14 protein-coding genes and 1 pseudogene are annotated in these 20,745 nt (G+C 71.3%); 10 read left to right on the plus strand and 5 right to left on the minus strand.

Translation table 11 applies throughout. From position 1 onward, the window contains the following. Positions 1–186: 186 nt before the first annotated feature. From FNH04_RS19545 to FNH04_RS19565, 5 genes are all read left to right on the plus strand, one after another. Positions 187–1,365, plus strand: coding sequence for an acyl-CoA dehydrogenase family protein (locus tag FNH04_RS19545; protein ID WP_322723314.1), 1,179 nt, complete (start codon positions 187–189; stop codon positions 1,363–1,365). A gap of 9 nt (positions 1,366–1,374) precedes the next feature. Continuing rightward, positions 1,375–2,232, plus strand: coding sequence for an oxygenase MpaB family protein (locus FNH04_RS19550; protein ID WP_322723315.1), 858 nt, complete (start codon positions 1,375–1,377; stop codon positions 2,230–2,232). A gap of 61 nt (positions 2,233–2,293) precedes the next feature. Next, positions 2,294–4,561, plus strand: coding sequence for a serine/threonine-protein kinase (locus FNH04_RS19555; protein ID WP_152785986.1), 2,268 nt, complete (start codon positions 2,294–2,296; stop codon positions 4,559–4,561). Positions 4,562–4,644: 83 nt separating this feature from the next. Next, the gene (locus tag FNH04_RS19560; RefSeq protein ID WP_152785988.1) at positions 4,645–6,246 is read left to right on the plus strand and encodes a phytoene desaturase family protein; all 1,602 of its coding nucleotides are present in this window, start codon (positions 4,645–4,647) and stop codon (positions 6,244–6,246) included. 121 nt (positions 6,247–6,367) lie between these two features. Then, complete coding sequence (locus tag FNH04_RS19565; RefSeq protein WP_152785990.1) at positions 6,368–6,559, plus strand: DUF2795 domain-containing protein; 192 nt, start codon at positions 6,368–6,370, stop codon at positions 6,557–6,559. Between the two features lie 38 nt (positions 6,560–6,597). Here the strand turns inward: FNH04_RS19565 and FNH04_RS19570 are convergent, their stop codons facing one another. Then, complete coding sequence (locus tag FNH04_RS19570) at positions 6,598–8,385, minus strand: serine hydrolase domain-containing protein (protein ID WP_152785992.1); 1,788 nt, start codon at positions 8,383–8,385, stop codon at positions 6,598–6,600. A gap of 202 nt (positions 8,386–8,587) precedes the next feature. Here FNH04_RS19570 and FNH04_RS19575 point away from each other — a divergent pair, with 202 nt between their 5' ends. Together FNH04_RS19575 and FNH04_RS19580 are read left to right on the plus strand one after the other, a co-directional pair. After that, positions 8,588–9,700 (plus strand): NAD(P)H-dependent flavin oxidoreductase, encoded by a 1,113-nt coding sequence (locus FNH04_RS19575; RefSeq protein WP_152785994.1) that lies wholly within the window; start codon positions 8,588–8,590, stop codon positions 9,698–9,700. Further along, entirely contained in the window at positions 9,697–11,247 is a 1,551-nt protein-coding gene (locus tag FNH04_RS19580) for an acyl-CoA synthetase (RefSeq protein WP_322723316.1), read from the plus strand. Before FNH04_RS19575 ends, FNH04_RS19580 begins: the two co-directional genes overlap by 4 nt. Before the next feature lie 78 nt (positions 11,248–11,325). On the opposite strand, the gene FNH04_RS19585 is transcribed toward FNH04_RS19580, so the two are convergent. Then, complete coding sequence (locus tag FNH04_RS19585) at positions 11,326–13,758, minus strand: acylase (protein WP_152785996.1); 2,433 nt, start codon at positions 13,756–13,758, stop codon at positions 11,326–11,328. A gap of 209 nt (positions 13,759–13,967) precedes the next feature. On the opposite strand from FNH04_RS19585, the gene FNH04_RS19590 reads away from it, so the two are divergent. The 3 genes and pseudogenes from FNH04_RS19590 to FNH04_RS47765 form a co-directional block, all read left to right on the plus strand. Next, on the plus strand, positions 13,968–15,473 hold the full coding sequence (locus FNH04_RS19590; RefSeq protein ID WP_152785998.1) for an acyl-CoA synthetase: 1,506 nt from the start codon (positions 13,968–13,970) through the stop codon (positions 15,471–15,473). 184 nt (positions 15,474–15,657) lie between these two features. Continuing rightward, on the plus strand, positions 15,658–16,473 hold the full coding sequence (locus FNH04_RS19595; protein ID WP_152786000.1) for an SAM-dependent methyltransferase: 816 nt from the start codon (positions 15,658–15,660) through the stop codon (positions 16,471–16,473). 118 nt (positions 16,474–16,591) lie between these two features. After that, positions 16,592–16,780, plus strand: a pseudogene (locus tag FNH04_RS47765) (IS21-like element helper ATPase IstB); the annotation flags it as partial. Between the two features lie 138 nt (positions 16,781–16,918). Here the strand turns inward: FNH04_RS47765 and FNH04_RS19605 are convergent. The 3 genes from FNH04_RS19605 to FNH04_RS19615 form a co-directional block, all read right to left on the minus strand. Beyond that, entirely contained in the window at positions 16,919–18,361 is a 1,443-nt protein-coding gene (locus tag FNH04_RS19605) for an FAD-dependent oxidoreductase (protein WP_152786002.1), read from the minus strand. A 6-nt stretch (positions 18,362–18,367) separates the two neighbouring features. After that, a complete protein-coding gene (locus FNH04_RS19610) occupies positions 18,368–19,117 on the minus strand; it encodes a hypothetical protein (RefSeq protein ID WP_152786004.1) in 750 nt (249 codons plus the stop codon). A 224-nt stretch (positions 19,118–19,341) separates the two neighbouring features. Next, a complete protein-coding gene (locus FNH04_RS19615; protein WP_194236739.1) occupies positions 19,342–20,658 on the minus strand; it encodes a branched-chain amino acid ABC transporter substrate-binding protein in 1,317 nt (438 codons plus the stop codon). Between the last annotated feature and the right edge of the window lie 87 nt (positions 20,659–20,745).

The following is a 20,745-nucleotide window of genomic DNA, read 5'->3' on the forward strand; positions in this document are numbered from 1 at the left end:
CCTGGGGATGGGACGGGCAGGGGCGGCGGGGGCGGAACAAGCCAGGCCCGTACGCCCCGGAGTCCCGCACGGCCACGGAACGTCCAGCCTGCTTCGGCTGAACGCCCCGCATGTTCCCAATTTCTGTAACACGTTCTACGGTGTGCGCCGTCAGGTCCGGCCTTGGGGAGCCAGGAGGCGAACGCCGTGCATCTGGAATACACGCCCGAGCAGCAGCGTCTGCGCACCGAACTGCGCGCCTACTTCGCCGAGTTGGTCCCGGACAACGCCTACGCCCGGTACGCCGACCCGGCCGCCCAGAAGCGGTTCTACCGCGAGACCATCCGCCGTCTCGGCGCCGACGGCTGGCTCGGTGTGGGCTGGCCGAAGGAGTACGGGGGACGCGGGCTGACCCCCATGGAACAGTTCATCTTCTTCGACGAGGCGGCCCAGGCGGGCGTCCCGCTGCCCCTGATGGCGCTCAACACGGTCGGCCCGACGATCATGCAGTTCGGCAGCGACGAGCAGAAGGCGTACTTCCTGCCGCGCATCCTCTCCGGCGAGATCGACTTCGCGATCGGCTACAGCGAGCCCGACGCGGGCACCGACCTGGCCGCGCTCAGAACCCGCGCGGTCCGGGACGGCGACGAGTACGTCGTGAACGGTCAGAAGATCTGGACGACCAACGGCGACACGGCGGACTGGGTGTGGCTCGCCGTCCGCACCGACCCGGACGCCCCGCCCCACAAGGGCATCACCATGCTCCTGGTCCCCACGTCCGACCCCGGCTACTCCTGCACGTTGATCAACACGCTCGCCTCGCACGACACCACCGCCAGCTACTACGAGAACATCCGTGTCCCCGTCTCCCGCCGTGTCGGCGAGGAGAACAAGGGCTGGCGCCTCATCACCAACCAGCTCAACCACGAACGCGTCACCCTCGCCGCCCACGGCACCATGGCGATCCGCTCCCTGCACAACGTGCAGCGCTGGGCCATGGAGACCAAGCTCGCCGACGGCCGCCGCGTGATCGACCTGTCGTGGGTGCGCGGACGCCTCGCCCGGACCCACACCAGGCTCGACGCGATGAAGCTCCTCAACTGGCAGATGGTGAACTCCCTCCAGGAGGGCACCCTCACCCCCCAGGACGCCTCCGCCGTCAAGGTCTACGGCTCCGAGGCACGCCGTGACGCCTACGCCTGGCTCATGGAGGTCGTCGCCGCGGCGGGAGCCCTGAAGGAGGGCTCGGCGGGTGCGGTGCTCCACGGCGAACTGGAACGCGGCTACCGCTCGGCCGTGATCTTCACTTTCGGTGGCGGCAACAACGAGATCCAGCGCGAGATCATCTCGTGGATCGGCCTGGGGATGCCACGCGTACGCCGTTAGGCTGACCCCGTGGAGGCCATTCGAACAGGTGACCCTGGGCTGTTCGGCCCGGACTCGGTGACCTGGCAGACGCACGGTGACCCCATGATGTGGGTGGCCGGCATCCGGGCGCTGTATCTCCAGGCGCTCCACCCGCGGGCGGTGCGCGGGGTCATACAGAACTCCGACTTCCGGCACGACGCCTGGGGCCGGCTGATGCGCACCGCCGACTTCGTCGGCACGATCACCTACGGCACCACCGAGGCCGCGGAGAAGGCGGGCGCCCGTATCCGCCGGATCCACAGCAGGCTCTCGGCGACCGACCCCGACACGGGGGAGCGGTACCCGGTCGACGAGCCGGAGCTCCTGCTGTGGGTGCACTGCGCCGAGATCGACTCCTATCTGCACGTGCAGCGGCACTCGGGGTTCCCCCTGACGGACGCCGCGGCCGACCGGTACATCGCCGAACAACGCGTCAGCGCCCGCCTGGTCGGCCTGGATCCTGGCGAAGTCCCGTGCGACCAGGTCGAGTTGGCAGCGTATTTCGAAAAGGTGCGGCCGGAGCTGGCCGCCCGGACCGAGGCGCGGGAGGTCGACGACTTCCTGCTCCGGCCGCCCGTACCCCGGTCGCTCGTCCCGGCGCGCGCCCTGCTGTGGCGGCGCGTGGCGAACCTGGCATACGCCTCCCTGCCGCCATACGCCCACGAGTTGTACGGCAGACCGGCCCCGTCACCGGCTGTGGTGGCCCGCCGCCTGTGTCTCACCGGCACCCTGCTGCGCTGCGTTCCCGCAGGTCTGCGCTGGCAACTCCCGCCCAAACACATCATCCGAGCCATGCGACGGCTGGGCCCCGGCTCGCGCCCGGCACCGTACAAAGTCGGGCGATAGCTCGCCATACTGGACGAGCCAGGGGAGGGCGGAGCCGGACACACGGGGGCGATCGCAGGCGATGGGGGACACCAGGCTGATCCAGGGCCGGTACCGGCTGCTCGACCTGATCGGGCGCGGCGGGATGGGCGAGGTGTGGCGGGCCAGAGACGAGTCACTGGGACGGCACGTCGCCGTGAAGTGCCTCAAGCCCCTCAACACCGAGCACGATCCGGCCTTCACGCGTGTGCTGCGGGAGCGGTTCCGGCGCGAGGCCCGCGTGGCCGCCGCCCTCCAGCACCGCGGGGTGACGGTGGTCCACGACTTCGGCGAGGCCGACGGGGTGCTGTACCTCGTCATGGAGCTGCTGGAGGGCAGCAACCTCAGCCAGCTCCTGGAAGGCAACAAGCACCACCCGTTACCTCTCGACGACATCGTCGAGATCGCCGACCAGGCGGCCTCCGCCCTCGCCTACACCCACCAGCAGGGCATCGTGCACCGCGATCTGAAGCCCGCGAACATCATGCTGCTCACCGACGGCACCGTGAAGATCTGCGACTTCGGCATAGCCCGCCTCGGCACCGACATCGGCTTCACGTCCCGGCTCACCGGCACCGGCATCGCGATGGGCACGCCGCACTACATGTCGCCGGAGCAGATCGGCGGCGACCAGGTCGACCACCGCAGCGACCTGTACTCGTTCGGGTGCGTGCTGTACGAGATCGCCACCGGGGTACCGCCGTTCGACCTCGAGGACGCGTGGGCGGTCCTCGTCGGCCATCGCGACACCCCACCGGAGCCGCCGCGCAGCCACCGGGCCGAACTGCCCGAGGAGGTCGAGCGGATCATCCTGGACCTGCTCGCCAAGGAACCGGACGAACGACCGCACGACGCCCGTGAGCTGGGGCGCCGCATCCGCGAGAGCCGGACGGCGTACGCCCATGTGCCCACGGTCGTGTCAGCGGCCGCCGGCCCACCGGCCCGCTCGCACCTCTCCGCGCCGTCACGCCCCGAACAGCCTCCGTCCCGTGAACCGCGCCTGCCGTCCTGGACCCGCGGCATGACCACCGGTCACAAGGCGGCGGGCAGAGGACTGCGCACCACCCCTCCGGACCCCTCGGCCGGCCTCACCGGCGACTGGATCGCCCGCCCCTCCACCGGCCGCGTGGAGGAGCCCGTACTCGCCGAACGCCCCACCCCGCCACCGGAGGTGGTCGCCGCCCTGGCGGGGCGGCACACCGCGGGCCTCAGCCTCGGTCGGCTCGGCCGCTGGACGGAGGCGGGCGAGGTGCACCGCGCGGTCGCCGCCGAACGCGAGCACGTCCTCGGTCCCGACCACCCCGACACCCTCGCCAGCCGCCACCAGGTCGGCCTGACCCTCAGCCGCACCGGCCGGCCCGCCGACGCCCTGCGCGAGTACACGCACGTCGCCCGGGGCCGGGAGCGGGTGCTCGGCCCCGACCACCCCGACACTCTCGCCACCCGGCACGACATGGCGTACGTGCTGGGCCGGCTGGGCCGTCACTTCGAGGCGCACCAGGCGTACACGACCGTCCTTGCCGGACGCGCCCGCGCCCTGGGTCCCGACCACCCCGACACCCTGCGCTGCCGCCACAACCTGGCCCTCAACCTCAGCCGGCTCGGGCGCCTGGAGGAGTCGTACGAGACGGCGTCCGACGTGGCCGACGCCCGCGCCCGGGTCCTCGGCCCGAACCACCCCGACACACTCGTCACCCGGTACGAGGTCGCCTACCTCCTCGGCCAGTTGGGACGCTGGCCGGAGGCCCTGCGAATGTACCGGGACGTCGCCGAGAGCCGCGCCCAGGCCCTCGGCCCCGACCACCCGGACGCCCTCGCGGCCCGCTACGAGGTCGGTATCGGCCTCGGCAGACTCGGCCGCAGCGCCGACGCCCTCACGCTCTACCGCGCCCTGGTCGACGACCGTACCCGCGTCGACGGCCCCGTCCACCCCGAGACCCTCCGAGCCCGCCACGGCCTCGGCGTGAACCTCGGCCGGCTCGGCCGCTGGGAGGAAGCCCTCGCCGAGTCCCGCGAGGTGTGCGCCCTCCGCGAGCGCGTCCTCGGCCCCGATCACCCGGACACCCTGGTCAGCCGACGCGAGGTCGCCGTGGGCCTCGGCTGGCTCGGTCGCTGGGCCGACGCCCTCACCGAGTACCGCCGCGTGGCCGACGCCCGGGAACGCGTCCTCGGCGCCGACCACCACGACGCCCTCGCCAGCCGTAACGACGAGGCCCACTGCCTGGAGCAGCTCGGCCGTGGTCCGGAGGCGGTGGAGCTGTACCGCAGGGTGGCGGTGCTGCGGCAGCGGCGGGCGACGGGCGGCCACTGACAGCCCCCGGGGTTTCCGGCACCGGCTGGGCCACCTGCCCGGCACCTCTGGCCGACCCACATCACCGCGTGTTACCAAGAGCCATGCCACGAGCCACGCCAGTCCATGAGGGAGCCGTACGTGAGGGGCGCCGGTCGTACGACGTCGTGATCGTCGGCGGGGGCCACAACGGGCTGGTCGCCGCCGCCTATCTCGCCCGCGCCGGCCGGTCCGTGCTCGTGCTGGAACGGCTGGGGAACACCGGGGGCGCCGCCGTGTCCACCCGGCCGTTCGCCGGGGTCGACGCACGGCTGTCGCGCTACTCGTACCTGGTCAGCCTGCTGCCCCGGAAGATCGTCCGGGACCTGAACCTGGACTTCCGGGTGCGCGGGCGCACGATCTCCTCGTACACGCCCGTCGAACGCGATGGGCGCCCCACCGGACTTCTCGTGGGCGGTGGTGACCGTCGCACGCGGGAGGCGTTCGCGCGGCTGACCGGCTCGGACCGCGAGTACGAGGCCTGGCAGCGCTTCTACGGCATGACGGGCCACGTCGCCCAGCGGGTGTTCCCCACCCTCACAGAGCCGCTTCCCACCCGCGCCGAACTGCGCGTCCGCGTCGACGACGAGGACGCCTGGCGGACGCTCTTCGAGGAACCGATCGGTGTGGCGATCGAGGAGCGCTTCACGGACGACCTGGTCCGCGGTGTGGTCCTCACCGATGCTCTGATCGGTACCTTCGCCGACGCCCACGACCCCGCCCTGCCGCAGAACCGCTGCTTCCTCTACCACGTGATCGGCGGCGGCACGGGAGCCTGGGACGTCCCGGTCGGCGGCATGGGCGCGCTCACGGACGCGCTGGCGACGGCGGCGACGGGCGCGGGCGCCCTGCTCGCCACCGGGCACGAGGCGGTGCGGATCGACACCGACGGACGCGCCGCCGAGATCACCTACCGCACGCGGGACGGACAGGGCGTGGTCGCCGCCCGCCATGTGCTGGTGAACGCCTCACCGAGGGAGCTCGCCGCCCTCACCGGAGACGAGCAGTCCGCCCCAGCCGAGGGCGCACAGCTCAAGGTGAACATGCTGCTCACCCGGCTGCCGAAGCTGCGTGACGGCTCGGTGGACCCCCGCGAGGCGTTCGCCGGGACCTTCCACATCGCGGAGGGGTACAAGCAGCTGGCGGCCGCGCACGCCCGGGCGGCGGCCGGAGCGCTGCCCGAGGCACCCCCCTCGGAGATCTACTGCCACTCGCTCACCGACCCGACCATCCTCGGCCCGGACCTGGCAGACCGGGGCTACCAGACGCTCACCCTGTTCGGCCTGCACACACCCGCCCGGCTCTTCGCCCACGACAACGACGCGGTCCGCGAAGAACTGCTGAAGTCGACACTCGCGCAGCTGGACGCGTACCTCGCCGAGCCGATCGCCGACTGTCTGGCCACCGACGCCGACGGTCGCCCCTGCGTCGAGGCCAGGACCCCGCTCGACCTGGAGCGCGACCTGCGGCTGCCCGGCGGCAACATCTTCCACCGCGAGCTTGCCTGGCCGTACGCCCAGGAGGGAACCGGCCGCTGGGGCGTGGAGACCCGGCACCCGAACGTCCTGCTGTGCGGTGCGGGGGCGGTGCGCGGCGGCGGGGTCAGCGGGGTGCCCGGCCACAACGCGGCGATGGCGGTGCTGGAGGCCCCGGAGTTTCCGTCCTGACCTGGCCGTCCCTCTGCATGCCTCGCGTCCGGAGGGGTACCGCGGAAGGTGCGTGATTCTGTACATCACGGCCGCCCACTCCTCCGGGAGCGCGCGGTCGGCGCACCCAAGGGAGGCTTCCATGGCCGACCTCAGCCCGACCGATGTCCAGAAGGCCCTCAGAGGCGCGGAGTACCCGACGGACAAGAAGCACCTCGTCGAACGTGCCCGCAAGAACAAGGCCGACGACAAGGTCGTCAGCCGCCTGAGCGGTATGAAGGAGGACCGTTTCGACGGGCCGAACGACGTCCAGAAGGCCGTGTTCAACGAGTAGCGGCCCACCGACCGCGGAGCCGGACCGGACCGCGCCGGTCACGTGGACGACGCGGTCCAGCCCGCGGCCCTGATGCGCCTGGCGTCCGCCGGGCGCATCTCGTCGAAGAGGACGCCCTTCTCGGTCCTGACCCGCAGCCCGTCGACATACGCGCCCCGGCCCACGTACAACGGGTTCGTCGTGTAGCGCCAGCGCACGACGGTCCCGGTGCCCTTGGGGAGGGCCGCGGTGAGCCGGTGCCAGACCCGGCCCGACCAGCCGGTGACCGAGCCGGCCGGATGCCGCTGGGGCTGCTCACCAGCCCGCACGGTCGTGAACGGGACGGCCTGCCAGCTGCCGCCGCCGTCCACGGAGGCCTCCAGGAACAGGGCGTCCAGCTGCGGCTCGGTGTCCCACCACAGATCGCAGCGCAACCGGGGAGCGTCACCGGTCGTGTCGAGCGGCGGCAGGGTGAGGGTGGCCGTCGTGGCGTTCGCCATGCCCGAGAACCAGGACGTACGGCCGCGGGCGGGGCGTACGGCGACGGCCCGCGCGAGATTGTCGCCGGCGGCGACGCGGGGTGCCGAGCCGGAGCGCCAGCTGCGCACCGGGTGCACCGAGTTGCCGAGGACGACCAGGAACGAGTCGGTCGTCGGGTCGAGGACCAGTGAGGTACCGGTGAAGCCGGTGTGCCCCGCGGTACGCGGGGTGGCCATCGCGCCCATGTACCAGTGCTGGTGGAGCTCGAAGCCGAGACCGTGCGCGTGGCCGGGGAACGCGGTGTTGAAGTCGGTGAACATCAGCTCCACCGACTTCGGCCGGAGGATACGGGCCTTGCCGTACACGCCGCCGTTGAGCAGCGTACGGCCGAGGACCGCGAGGTCCCACGCGCTGGAGAACACCCCCGCGTGGCCCGCCACGCCACCGAAGCTGAAGGCGTTCTCGTCGTGCACCTCGCCCCAGACGAGTCCCCGATCCAGCCCCGACCAGGGCTTTCGCGCGTCCTCGGTCGCGGCGATCCTCGGCTTCCAGGAGGCGGGCGGGTTGTAGCGGGTGTCGTGCAGGCCGAGCGGAGCGGTGATCTCGCTGCGGAGCAGTGCGTCCAGGGTGCGACCGGTGATCTTCTCCAGCACGAGCTGCAGGGAGATCATGTTCAGATCCGAGTAGAGGTAGGCGGTGCCGGGCGGGCTGACCGGCGCCTCGTTCCAGATGAGCCGGAGCTTCTCCTCGCGGGTCGGCGCGTTGTACAGCGGGATCCAGGCCCGGAAACCCGAGGTGTGGGTGAGGAGCTGACGGACCGTGACGTCCTGCTTCCCCGCGCCCGCGAACTCCGGGATGTACGAGGCTACCTTCCCCTCCAGCTTCAGCGCGCCCCGCTCGATCTGCTGCACGGCGAGAAGGGAGGTGAACAGCTTGGAGACCGAGGCGAGGTCGAAGACGGTGTTCCTGGCCATCGCGATCTGCCGGTCGACGGGGAACTCGACCCCCGTGTCGGTCGTCTCGTCGTACGCCGAGTAGCGCACCGCCTTGCCGATCGGGCGGTGCAGGGCCACGGTTCCGCCGCGCCCGGCCAGCAGGACGGCGCCCGCGTACCAGGGGTGTGCGGGGGAGGGGCCGAGAAACCTCTTGGCGTCGGCGACGAGCCGGCGCAGGTGCGAGGGGAGCAGTCCGGCGCTTTCGGCCGATCCGTGCCGCAGCGTGGGGTGGCTTGCCGGGGGCGGGGCGGCCTCGGCCGGTCCCGCCGGGAAGGGGGCGATGGTCAGGGCGCCGCCCAAGGCCAGTGCGTGTTTTCCCAGTCGGCGGCGGGACAGCCCGCTCGCCGCTCTGTCCGCTGCGTCTTCGGTCATCGAACCCGGCCTCCCGCTACCGCACCGACTGAAAATTTCTTTCCGGCTCAGCCTTGTGGGATGAAACTTTTGTGTCAGGGATGGGAGGTGTCAACCACCCCTGACCATGTCGGCCGGCCGTGTCGCGGCCGTGCCGCGAGAAATCTGACGGAGCATCAGAAAAGGTCTTCCCTCGTCCGGAGTACTGCGGCATCCTGCGCCCATGCAGACGGAGCTGAGCAAGAAACTGGGAGTCGAGCACGCCGTCTTCGGCTTCACGCCGTTCCCCGCCGTCGCCGCGGCCATCAGCCGGGCCGGGGGCTTCGGGGTGCTCGGCGCGGTCCGCTACACGGCCCCCGACGACCTCAAACGCGATCTCGACTGGATCCAGGCCCACGTCGACGGCAAGCCCTACGGCCTGGACGTCGTCATGCCGGCCAAGAAGGTCGAGGGTGTGACCGAGGCCGATGTGGAGGCGATGATCCCGGAGGGGCACCGGCAGTTCGTCAAGGACACCCTCGCCAAGTACGGCGTGCCCGAACTCGCCGAGGGCGAGGCCTCCGGCTGGCGCATCACCGGCTGGATGGAACAGGTCGCCCGCACCCAGCTCGACGTCGCCTTCGACTACCCGATCAGGCTGCTCGCCAACGCCCTCGGCTCACCGCCCGCCGATGTCATCGACCGCGCCCACGAGCAGGACGTGCTCATCGCCGCGCTCGCCGGCAGCGCCCGGCACGCCCGTAAACACGCGGACGCGGGCATCGACATCGTCGTCGCGCAGGGTTACGAGGCCGGCGGCCACACCGGCGAGATCGCCTCCATGGTGCTCACCCCCGAAGTCGTGGACGCCGTCGACCCGTTGCCCGTCCTGGCCGCGGGCGGCATCGGCAGCGGACAGCAGGTGGCGGCCGCCCTGGCCCTCGGCGCCCAGGGTGTGTGGCTGGGCTCCCTATGGCTGACCACCACCGAGGCCGAGCTCCCCTCACCCAGGCTGATCGAGAAGCTGCTCGCCGCCGGATCGGGCGACACCGTCCGCTCCCGCGCCCTCACCGGAAAACCCGCACGTCAGCTCCGTACCGAATGGACCGACGCCTGGGACGACCCGGACGGACCCGGCGCGCTCCCCATGCCCCTCCAGGGGCTGCTCTGCGCCGAGGCCGTCTCCCGGATCCAGAAGTACGAGGTGGAACCGCTGCTCGGCACCCCGGTCGGGCAGATCGTCGGCCGGATGACCAGCGAACGCAGCGTCCAGGCGGTCTTCGACGACCTCACACGCGGTTTCGAGAAGGCCGTCGACCGCATCAACCGGATCGCCGGAAGGAGTGACGGACAGTGAGCCGAGCCCCCCACGGCTTCTGGGCCCAGGCCACCGTCGAGCCCGACCGCACCGTCCTCGTCGCGCCCGACGGTGAGGAGTGGACCGCCGGACGCCTGCACGCCGCCGCCAACCGCCTCGTCCACGGGCTGCGCGCGGCCGGACTGGAGCGCGGCGACGCCTTCGCGGTCGTCCTGCCCAACGGGGTGGAGTTCCTCACCGCGTATCTGGCCGCCACCCAGGCCGGGCTCTACCTCGTGCCCGTCAACCACCATCTAGTGGGCCCGGAGATCGCCTGGATCGTCTCCGACTCGGGCGCCAAGGTGCTGATCGCCCACGAGCGGTTCGCCGAGGCCGCGCGGCACGCCGCCGACGAGGCCAAGCTCCCCGACAGCCACCGGTACGCGGTCGGCACGGTCGAGGGCTTCCGGCCGTACGGGGAACTCCTCGACGGACAGGCCGAGTCGGCGCCCCCCGGCCGCACCCTCGGCTGGGTCATGAACTACACCTCGGGCACCACCGGCCGTCCCCGGGGCATCCGCCGCCCACTGCCCGGAAAGCTCCCCGAGGAGTCGTACCTCGGCGGCTTCCTCGGCATCTTCGGCATCAAGCCGTACGACGGCAACGTGCACCTGGTGTGCTCACCGCTCTACCACACGGCGGTCCTGCAGTTCGCGGGCGCGTCCCTGCACATCGGGCACCGGCTGGTGCTCATGGACAAGTGGACACCCGAGGAGATGCTCCGCCTCATCGACACTCACCAGTGCACGCACACCCATATGGTCCCCACGCAGTTCCACCGGCTCCTCGCCCTGCCGGACCACACAAGGCAGTCGTACGACGTGTCGTCCATGCGGCACGCCATCCACGGCGCCGCCCCCTGCCCCGACCATGTGAAACGGGCCATGATCGACTGGTGGGGGAACAGCGTCGAGGAGTACTACGCGGCCAGCGAGGGCGGCGGGGCCTTCGCCACCGCCGAGGACTGGCTGAAGAAGCCCGGCACCGTCGGCAAGGCCTGGCCGATCAGCGAACTGGCGGTCTTCGACGACGCCGGCAACCGGCTGGGGCCCGGTGAACTCGGCACCGTCTACCTGAAGATGAGCACCGGCGGATTCTCGTACCACAAGGACGAGACCAAGACCCGCAAGAACCGCATCGGCGACTTCTTCACCGTCGGTGACCTCGGCTACCTCGACGAGGACGGCTATCTCTTCCTCCGCGACCGCAAGATCGACCTGATCATCTCCGGAGGCGTCAACATCTACCCGGCCGAGATCGAGGCCGCTCTCCTCACCCACCCCGCCGTCGCCGACGCGGCCGCCTTCGGCATCCCCCACGACGACTGGGGCGAGGAGGTCAAGGCCGTGGTCGAGCCCGCCCCGGGATTCGTACCGGGTCCGGCCCTGTCCGCCGAGATCCTCGGCCACTGCGCCCGCCAACTCGCCGGCTACAAGCGGCCCAAGAGCGTCGACTTCATCGACACGATGCCCCGCGACCCCAACGGCAAGCTCTACAAACGACGGCTGCGCGAGCCGTACTGGGAAGGCCGGGCCAGGGCGGTCTGACGCCCTGTCGGACAGGTGACGGGTGTGGTGCCGCCCCCTGTGGGACGGCACCACACCCGTGTACGGCGCTCGGTCACGTCAGCGGTGTTCGCCCACCCGGACCACCCTGAGCTTCGGGGAGGACAGGATGTCCTTCTCGCAGAAGCGCGACGTCACCCACTTCTCACCGGAGAACAACCGCGTCTGGTCGCTGTGGTGCGGCGAGTCCGGGTTCGAGGACTGGGAGTACGTCAGGAGGGTGCGGGCCACCGGGCAGCGGCCGTCGTCCCAGCCCACCGCCTGGAGGTGGCTGGAGCCGAACGGCACCTCCGTGTAGCCGCCGCCCGCCGCGTCCCACGTCGGTTCCAGGACGTTCCACACCCCGAGCCGCCCCGAGCCGCCCGGCATCGCAAGGCGCTCGCCGCCGCGGACCACGAACTGGTGGGCGCCGAGCTTCGCGTCCGGCGCGATGCCCGCGGCCCGCAGTTCCGCCACCGTGTCGGCGAGGGCCGTGGCGAAGCCGGGCGCGTCCGTGTTCAGCGTGTGGGGCGTGCGGACCGGGTCGGCCACCGAGAACGGCACCTTCCACAGCTGGGCCGGGGGCACCTGCTGGGTCAGCCTCCGCCAGAACCGGTCGAAGAGCAGCGCTCCCCGGCTGTCGGTGTCCATGGTGCGGTCCCATGCCTTCAGCACCCCGCACGCCTCCGACACGTCGACGGCCTTTGCGTCACTGCCCGTCGCCGTACCGCCGGGCAGCGCGGCACACGCCCGCGCCACGTCCTGCGCGGCGAGATCACCTGCGGGCGCCCGGTTGGCGAACTGCTGCCGTTGCAGGTCCCGTACGGTCAGACCGCCCCGCTCGGCCATCGCCGCCACGTCCTCGACGCCGCCGCGGGTGCGCAGACCGGGCTGGGTGCCGACCGGGCCGAAGACCCGTTCGTACCCGGTGATCGGCCGGTCGGCGTTGGCCAGCCACGCGCTGTCGTTCGAGTTCTCCACGTACGGCGCGTTCTTCAGCGTCGGCATCCGTGCGGGGCCGAAGATGCCCGGCCGAACGGCGTCGGGGTCGCTGCCGAGGGCACAGTCGCCGCGCGAGCCGTCGAGGACCGCGACCCCGGACGCCGGATAGGTGGTTCTGCCGAGCGCCGTCGAACAGCGGGCCGCCAGCTCGTCGGTGATCCGGGGGACCACCTGCGACTGGGTGTAGAGGGCGTGCCCCTCGCGGTCGGCGGCGATCGTGTTCACCCAGGGGATGCCCTGGTGCCGCGCCAGGGACTTCAGGACGTCGTCCGTGCTCCGCGCCTTGCTGAAGCCGAGCGAGGTGTCCGCGAAGCGGAGATTGACCGCGTTGGGGTCGTACAGCGCGTACGCCGTCGTGGTGGTCCACGGCAGCGGGACCTGGGAGCTGAGGGAGGTGACGACCGGGCCGTAGCGGGTCCACCACTGGGTGCGGGTCACCGGAGCGCCGTCCTTCACCGCGACCGTCACGGTCCGCTTCGTCATGTGCTCCGGCTCGCCGTCCACGAGGTAGGTCGTCGGATCGGCCGGATCCAGCGTCAGCTGGTGGAGACTGGCCGGAATGCCGGTCGAGACGGTGTGGCTCCACGCCACATGTGCGTTGAACCCTATGGAGATCGCCGGAGTACCGAGCAGGGAGCCACCCGAGACGTTCAGTTCGCCGGGGATGGTCTGCTGCGACTGCCAGAACCTGCGTCCGCCCTCCCAGGGATAGTGCGGGTTGCCGAGCAGCAGACCGCGCCCGTTCGCCGTCGTGTCGCCGCGGAAGGCGACCGCGTTGGAGCCCATCCCGGCTTCGCCCCACAGGTCGAAGGCCGCCTCCGCCACGGCCTTCGCGTCCGGGGTGCGGGCGGACCGGGCGGACGGGGAGCCGGTGGCCGTGGCGGATCCGGCCGGCGGCTGCGCGGCGCTGATCGTTTCCGCGAAGCGTCCCTCGCCGGCGATCACGGCGATCGCGTATCCACGGGTGGCCACGTCGAGCTCGCTGACCGGCCGGACCCAGGACGCGTCCTTGCAGGCGGGGTCGGTGATCCTGTTCTGCTTCAGCCAGGCGTTGTAGCCGGCCGCCCAGCCGCGCATCATGTCCCGGACCTTCCGGCTCGGGCCCCGGGGCGCGGGCTCGGCGAGCAGCTTCTCCACCGTGCGCGTCTCGCGGACCCCACGGAAGTACAGGTCGCTGGTGAGGTTGGTCCTGGCCGCGGACAGCGAGCCGTCGGCCGCCGCGTCGGCGCCGAAGTGACGGGAACGCTCACCGCGCAGGGTCACGAATCCGTCGGCGAGCGTGCACACCTCGTCGGCGGCCTGCGCCCAGCCCTCGCCGAAGCCCAGGTCCGCGTAGTCCTTGGCGAGGATGTGCGGGATGCCGTACTCGGTGTAGCGGATGACGGCGGACAGACCACCGTGCGAGGGGCGCTCCTGGCGGCCCCGGTCGTCGGCCGCAGCGGCCGGGAGGGACGCGGCGGCGGTGAACAGGACCGCGGCCGCGACGACGAGCTGTCTCAGACGGGTGGGCAACGTGTGTCTCCCAACATCCTTGAGTAAAGGGTGCGTTGAGCGTAACCACGGGTAAGTTCCGATGCCTGTGCGTACGTCCGAGTCGCTCCGGGGTTGATCCGCTTCAGGCCATGTGCACCGGCTTCGGCCCTTGTGCGCGGCGCGCTTGACCCCGCTCACGCGGCGCGACGAGGATCACGCCAGGGACGGGACAGACGAAGGAGCGGGACATGACGGTGGCGGCCGGTCGCAGTGTGACGGTGGACGGGGTGCTGCGGCGCAGCGCCCGGCGGACACCCGCCCGCGTCGCGGTCCGCTACGGCGACCGGTCCTGGACCTACGAGGAGCTGGAGGACGCGGTCTCCCGCGCCGCCCGGGTCCTGCGCGACACCGGTCTCGCACCCGGTGACCGCGTCGGCGCCTACGGCCGCAACTCGGACGCGTATCTGATCGCCTTCCTGGCCTGCGCCCGCGCCGGACTGGTCCATGTCCCGGTCAACCACAACCTGACCGGTGACGACCTCGCGTACATCCTCGACCAGTCCGGCAGTACGTTCGTCCTCACCGACCCGGACCTGGCGGACCGGCTGCCCGGCACCGTACGGACCCTGCCCCTGCGTGACGCCGACGACTCGCTGCTCGCCCGGCTCGCCACGGCGGCCCCGTACGACGGAGAGGAACCGCGGGCCGAGGATCTGACGCAGCTGCTGTACACCTCGGGCACCACCGCGCTCCCCAAGGGCGCGATGATGACGCACCGGGCGCTGGTGCACGAGTACCTGAGCGCGATCGCCGCCCTCGACCTCCAGGCGGGCGACCGGCCCGTGCACGCGCTGCCGCTGTACCACTCGGCGCAGATGCATGTCTTCCTGGTGCCGTACCTCGCCGTGGGCGCCGAGAACGTCATCCTGGACGCACCCGACGGCGACACGCTCCTCGACCTGATCGAGACGGGCCGCGCGGACAGCGTGTTCGCCCCGCCCACCGTGTGGATCGGCCTGTCCAACCGCCCCGACTTCGCCACCCGCGACCTGGGCGGACTGCGCAAGGCGTACTACGGCGCGTCGATCATGCCCGTCCCGGTCCTGGAGCGGCTGAAGGAACGGCTGCCCAAGCTGGCCTTCTACAACTGCTTCGGCCAGAGCGAGATCGGCCCCCTGTCCATGGTCCTCGGACCGTACGAGCACAAGGGGCGGATGGACTCCTGCGGCCGGCCCGTGCTGTTCGTCGAGGCGCGGCTCGTCGACGAGTCCGGCGAGGACGTGCCCGACGGCGAGCGGGGTGAGATCGTCTACCGGTCGCCGCAGCTGTGCGAGGGCTACTGGGAGAAGCCGGACGAGACGTCTGCGGCCTTCCGCGACGGCTGGTTCCACTCCGGGGACCTCGCCGTGCGGGACGCCGAGGGGTACTTCACGATCGTGGACCGGGTGAAGGACGTCATCAACTCCGGTGGCGTACTGGTCGCTTCACGCCAGATCGAGGACGCGCTCTACACACACGAGCGGGTCGCCGAGGTCGCGGTGATCGGTCTGCCCGACGAGAAGTGGATCGAGGCCGTGACCGCCGTGGTCGTCCCCCGCGGCGAGGTCAGCGAGGCCGACCTCCTCGCCCACGCCCGCGAGAACCTGGCCCCCTTCAAGGCACCGAAAAAGATCCTGTTCGTGGACGAACTGCCCCGTAACGCGAGCGGGAAGATCCTCAAGCGGGAGCTGCGGGACCGGTTCGCGGACCTCTGAGGGCGTGACATCGCTTTCCGGCCGGTCACATGTGTGCGGGTATGCGGGCGACATGTGCCTGAGGGGGCATAGGATTCAGCCACGTGACAACTGGCGTTCAAAGCGCGAACTGGTGTGCGCGCAGGCGACCTTGGCCTCCAGCTTGTCCGTCACAGTTCACGCCTCGGCTGAGGAGTAGGAGCCCATGACCGACCACGCGACCACGCCCGGACCCACGGCGAAGCGGAAGATCGACACCTCGGTCCCGCACTCGGCCAGGATCTGGAACTACTGGCTCGGCGGCAAGGACAACTACCCCGTGGACGAGGAGGCCGGCGACGCGTACACCGCCGTCTTCCCCGGCATCGTGACCATCGCCCGCAGCAGCCGCGCCTTCCTCGGCCGCAGCATCCGCCACCTCGTCACCGAGGCGGGCGTCCGGCAGTTCCTGGACGTCGGCACCGGCCTGCCGACCGTGGACAACACCCACGAGGTCGCCCAGCGGTTCGCGCCGGAGTCGCGGATCGTCTACGTCGACAACGACCCCCTGGTCCTCGCGCACGCCCGCGCCCTGCTCTACTCCTCCCCGGAGGGGGCGACCGCCTACGTGGACGCCAACCTGTTCGACCCGGACCGCATCCTGGCGGCGGCGGCCGAGACGCTGGACCTGTCCCGGCCCACCGCCCTGATCCTCAGCGGCATCCTGGGCCACGTCGGCGACTACGACAAGGCGCGCTCGATCGTCGGCACGCTCATGGACGCCCTGCCGTCCGGCAGCTACCTGTGCATCAACGACGGCTCCCGCGGCACCGACCCGGACTACGAGCAGGCGCAGGACGCCTACAACGAGACCGGCGCGGTCCCGTACTTCCTGCGGCCCGTGGACAAGATCGCCGCGTTCTTCGACGGCCTGGAACTCGTGGAGCCGGGGGTCGTCTCGGTACCGCTGTGGCGCCCGGACGCAGGCGACGCGGCTCCTGTGGCGATCGGGCAGCACGGAGGGGTGGGCCGGAAGGCCTGAGGGGATCGGCCGGAGACGGCCACTCAGGGCGCCGGGGCCGGCCACGGACCGGTAGGCCGGCCCGGGTCGGAAGCCCGGTCCGCGACGCGATGGCCCGCGCCACCGCGTCGCGGCCCTCGTGCGTCACCCCACCCCGCGTCAGGCCGCGACCGCCGCCGTCGACCAGGCATGCCGCATGCTCTGGCTGCCCACCATCCGGACCCAGTTCCCCGAACTGGCCGAAGCCGCCGCCCGGTACCGGATGTCGTATCGCGGGTTCCTGGCCGAACTGCTGATGGCCGCGTGCGACGACCGGGCCCGCCGACGCGATGCGCCTGGCCCAGCTCGTTCTGCCGCACATGCGCGCCCAGCACTCGGGTGTCACAGAGTGGGTGAACTCGTCGCGTCGTGAGAACACTTGACGATCCACCCGGCCTCGGTCCCGCTCACGTGCCGCGCCCGGGTATCACCGCGAGGTGGCGAGTGGTGGCCGGGGAGCCGGGGCGGGCAGGCCGAGGAGGCGGCCCCGGACGGCGGCGGCGAGGAGGGCCGGGTGAAGGAGGCCCGCCGGTGAGCCGACGAGGTGATAGACGCGGTCCAGGGCGCGCTGGGCCCTCAGGTTGCCGTGGGCCGCGAGTCGGTCCACCTCGCCCGACCAGCGGCCGAACAGCGTGTCCAGCGCTGATACCGGGGCGTCGTCGCCGATGTGGCGCAGGTCCTCGCCGGTCGCGATGGCCCAGGGGAGGTCCGCGGCCCGGTGGAGCCGGCGGATCAGCCTCCGCTCCCATCCCGGTCGCGTGCCCGTGGCCAGTGCTTGCCGCAGAAGCAGGGCCTGGGTGGCGGCGACCGTGATGCCCTGGCCGTAGACCGGGTTGAAGGCGCACAGCGCGTCCCCCATGACCAGGAGCCCGTCCGGCCAGTGCGGCAGGCGGTCGTAGCGGCGACGCACGTTGTGGGTGCGGCGGTGCACGGTGATGTCGCCGAGCGCGTGGGCGCGGCGGGTGAAGTCAGCGAGCGCCGGGTCCCGTAGCCCGCTCAGGAAGGCGTCGAAACCGGCTGGGTCGCGTGGCGGCCGGTGATTCTCGGCGCCCACCGCCGCGACGAGCCAGCGTCCGCCCTCGACGGGCAGTGCCACGCCCCCGGCCGGTGCCCCCGGAACCGGAAGCATGACGATGCCCGCGACATGGCCGAGATGGTCGGGCGGGGCGGCGTAGACCCGGCCCGCGTAGCCGAACCCGGCGTCGACGACGGTGGTCGCGGGTTGTTCGATCCCCAACGGCCCCAACCAGTCGGGCAGTCGGGAGCTGCGCCCGGAGGCATCGACGACGAGGTCGGCTCCGACGGGCGAGGCGTCGAAGCACTCGACGAGCCACCGACCGCCCGCCGCGGTGCCGGTGCCGGGTCCAGTGCCGTTGGCCGTACGGCTCAGCCCGCGCACCCGCGCGCCGTCGCGCAGCTCAACCCCCGGCAACTCCGCGACACGCCGTCTGACCAGGTACTCGACCAACGGCCGGGAGGCGGAGACCAACTCGAAAGCGGGTGTGCCGAACGGAGCCCATCCACGTTCGCCCAGCCACGCCAGATCGCCCGTGTCCAGCGGCACCCCACCCGCGGCGATCAACTCCCCGCGCAGCCCCGGAAGGAGCTCTTCGATCGCCGACAGCCCCTGGTGCAGCAGCACATGCGGCTGACGGCCCTGCGGGACACCACCGCGCGGCATGGGCACACCCTGAACCTGTCCTTTTCCGGGGCCCTGTCCCTGGCCCTGGTCCTGGTCCTGGCCCTGGCCTTGGTCCTGGTCCTGGTCCTGTTCGAGGACGGTGACCGCGCGGCCGGTCGCCCCGATCACCGCTGCGGTCAGCAGCCCGGCCATGCCCGCTCCGATGACGACGGAGTGCTCGGTGCTCATGGATGTCTACACCAGCCGGAAAAGAAGTCGCCGCATCTGCTTCAGCCACGACAGCGGCACAAGGCGCCACAGCGGAGCAGCCGCGGACAGTGGTATGTGCCCGCGGAGTATGGACCCGTGATCGAGTGACGCGGCGTGCGGAAAATATTCGGGCTTACAGCAGACAATGTCCTTGAACCCCTTGTTGTGGTAATAGCGCAGCTGTGGGTCCCGGGGGAGGCCATGACGTCTCTCCCGCATATATACGTCCACCGGTGTGTCGGGATGGGCGCGTTTCCACGCCCGGAGGCCGGGCATCGGGGAACCGAGATAGATATCACGCCAGCCGTGTTTGAGTGCGTACGGCCAGAAGAACTCGAAGACGGCGGTCACCGCGTCCGCGTCGACACTGCTCAGACTGATTCCGAACAGGGACCCGGTGGCTGCCGGAACAGGCGTCTCCACCCGGGCGCAGTCGGCCCAGGCGGCTGCCGAACGCAGCTGTTCGGCCGTGATCGGTTTCATGAACAGCGAGGCGAGTGCCGCCCCGCTCGCCACCTCGAACGCCCCTATGCTCAACCGCGGGTACGCTTCGATGCGGGCGGCCAGCTCCGCCCGGCCGGCCGCCTGGTCCCCGTCCCACTTCGCCTGCTCCAGCGTGAGGAGAGCCTCGACATCACCCGGCCGCAGAAAGCGGACCTCGACGGGACCTGCGGGGGCAGCAGCTTCCTTTCCGGAGTGATTCCCGGCTATTCCACGAGGGTCGACCGTGGCCATACTGTGTTTCTCCTCGAAAACCGGACGGTGCACCCCACGATCATCCCGATCAAGCATCCACCCCCGAAAGTCCCCGGGTGTTTTGGACAGGGTTTGTGCATCGCGGGTTCACCTCGGGTTCACGGCCCGAAGCCCGGTATTCATCCACAGTGCGGATCGAATGTGACCCGGTTGCCCTCTCCGGTCGTGAGGGAGTTACCGAGTATTCTGGGCGCGGCACCCAGTCATGCCGTGAAGTCCTCATACTGGCCGAGATAGCGGAAACGGCCGTCGGAACTCCTGAAGAGATACAGGCCGTCGAGGTTGTAGACAGTGCTCGAGGCCGTGTAGCGCAGTCTCTTGGTGATGCCCCGGTAGTCGGTTTCCCGGAGCCGGCGCACGATCGCTCCCCGCTCCGCGCCCGACGCGCCCGGCGCCGTCATGGCACGGGCGAGGAAGAGCGTCGCCTCATAGGCCTCGGCGGCGTACCAGGGCGGTGCCACGCCGTCGAACCGTTCGCGGTAGGCGGCGACGAAGGACTTCGCGGACGTCACGCGGGTCGGGTCGAGGAAGGCGGTGGAGAACACCCAGCCCTCGGCCGCGGCGCCCGCCGACGTGAGGAAGCGGGGGTCGAACGCGCGCTGGGTGGCCAGCCTGGCACCGGAGTAGCCGGCCGACCGCAGCGCACGGGCCAGCTTCGCGGCACGCGCGTACCCGCCCCCGAACACCACCGCGTCCGCGCCGGAGTCCGTCACCTCCTCGGCGAGGGCACGGAAGGCGTCGGCCGAGTCGTCGCCGGCGGCGAGGGTGCGCCGGCTCGTGGTGCCCGGCGTGGACCGCGTGGCCTCGCTGACGCGCGTGCAGATCTCCCAGCTGAAGTCGCCCTCGGCCTCGTCGTCGATCAGCACACGCGCGCGAGCCTTGGCGGTGCGCACGAGGTACGCGACGATCGGCGCGGCGAGGGTGTCGTCCGGAGGGCGCGTGGCCGCGAACACCCGCTCGCTGCTCGCGGGCACGTTGCCGAGCCCGACCGATACGCAGACCATGGCGAGCAGGGCCTTCTGGTACTGGCCGAGGACGGCCTGCGCGCAGGCGTCGGTGGTCGGCCCGAGTACCGCGAGGACCCGTTCGTCGTCCGCCAGCCGCTTCGCGACCCGTACCGCCTTTGCCGCGCTCCCCGCGTCGTCGTGGACCTGGAGTGCCAGGTCGAAGCCGCGGCCGGTGCGGGAGTTGAAATGTTCGACCGCGAGCCGGACGCCGTTCTCCTGGGCCCGGCCCGTCGTCTTCCGGCTGCCTGTCAGATCGGCCTGCAGGGCGACGACCAGCCGGGGGAGCCGTGCGCCGGTGGGTGGCGTGGCCGTACCGTTCGGGCGCAGTGTGGTCCACCAGGCCGCCGTACCGCCCGCCGCCAGGACTCCGGCGGTTGATCCCAGGACCAGGAACCGGCGCCGCGTGGTTCCTTCCGGCCGCTCAGCGGTGCCGGACAGAGGGGCGTCGCCGGAAGCGCTGCCCGTCGGTTCGCTCGCCCCGCTCGTCCCGCTCGTCCCGCTCGTCCCGCTCACCTCGGTCGCTTCGACGGAGGGCAGGGCGAGTACGGCGGCCGAGCGGCGCGCGATCAGACGGAGGAGCGCTGTCTCTTATACACAACT

It is taken from the genome of Streptomyces phyllanthi, assembly GCF_009377205.1.
GTDB classification, from domain to species: domain Bacteria; phylum Actinomycetota; class Actinomycetes; order Streptomycetales; family Streptomycetaceae; genus Streptomyces; species Streptomyces phyllanthi.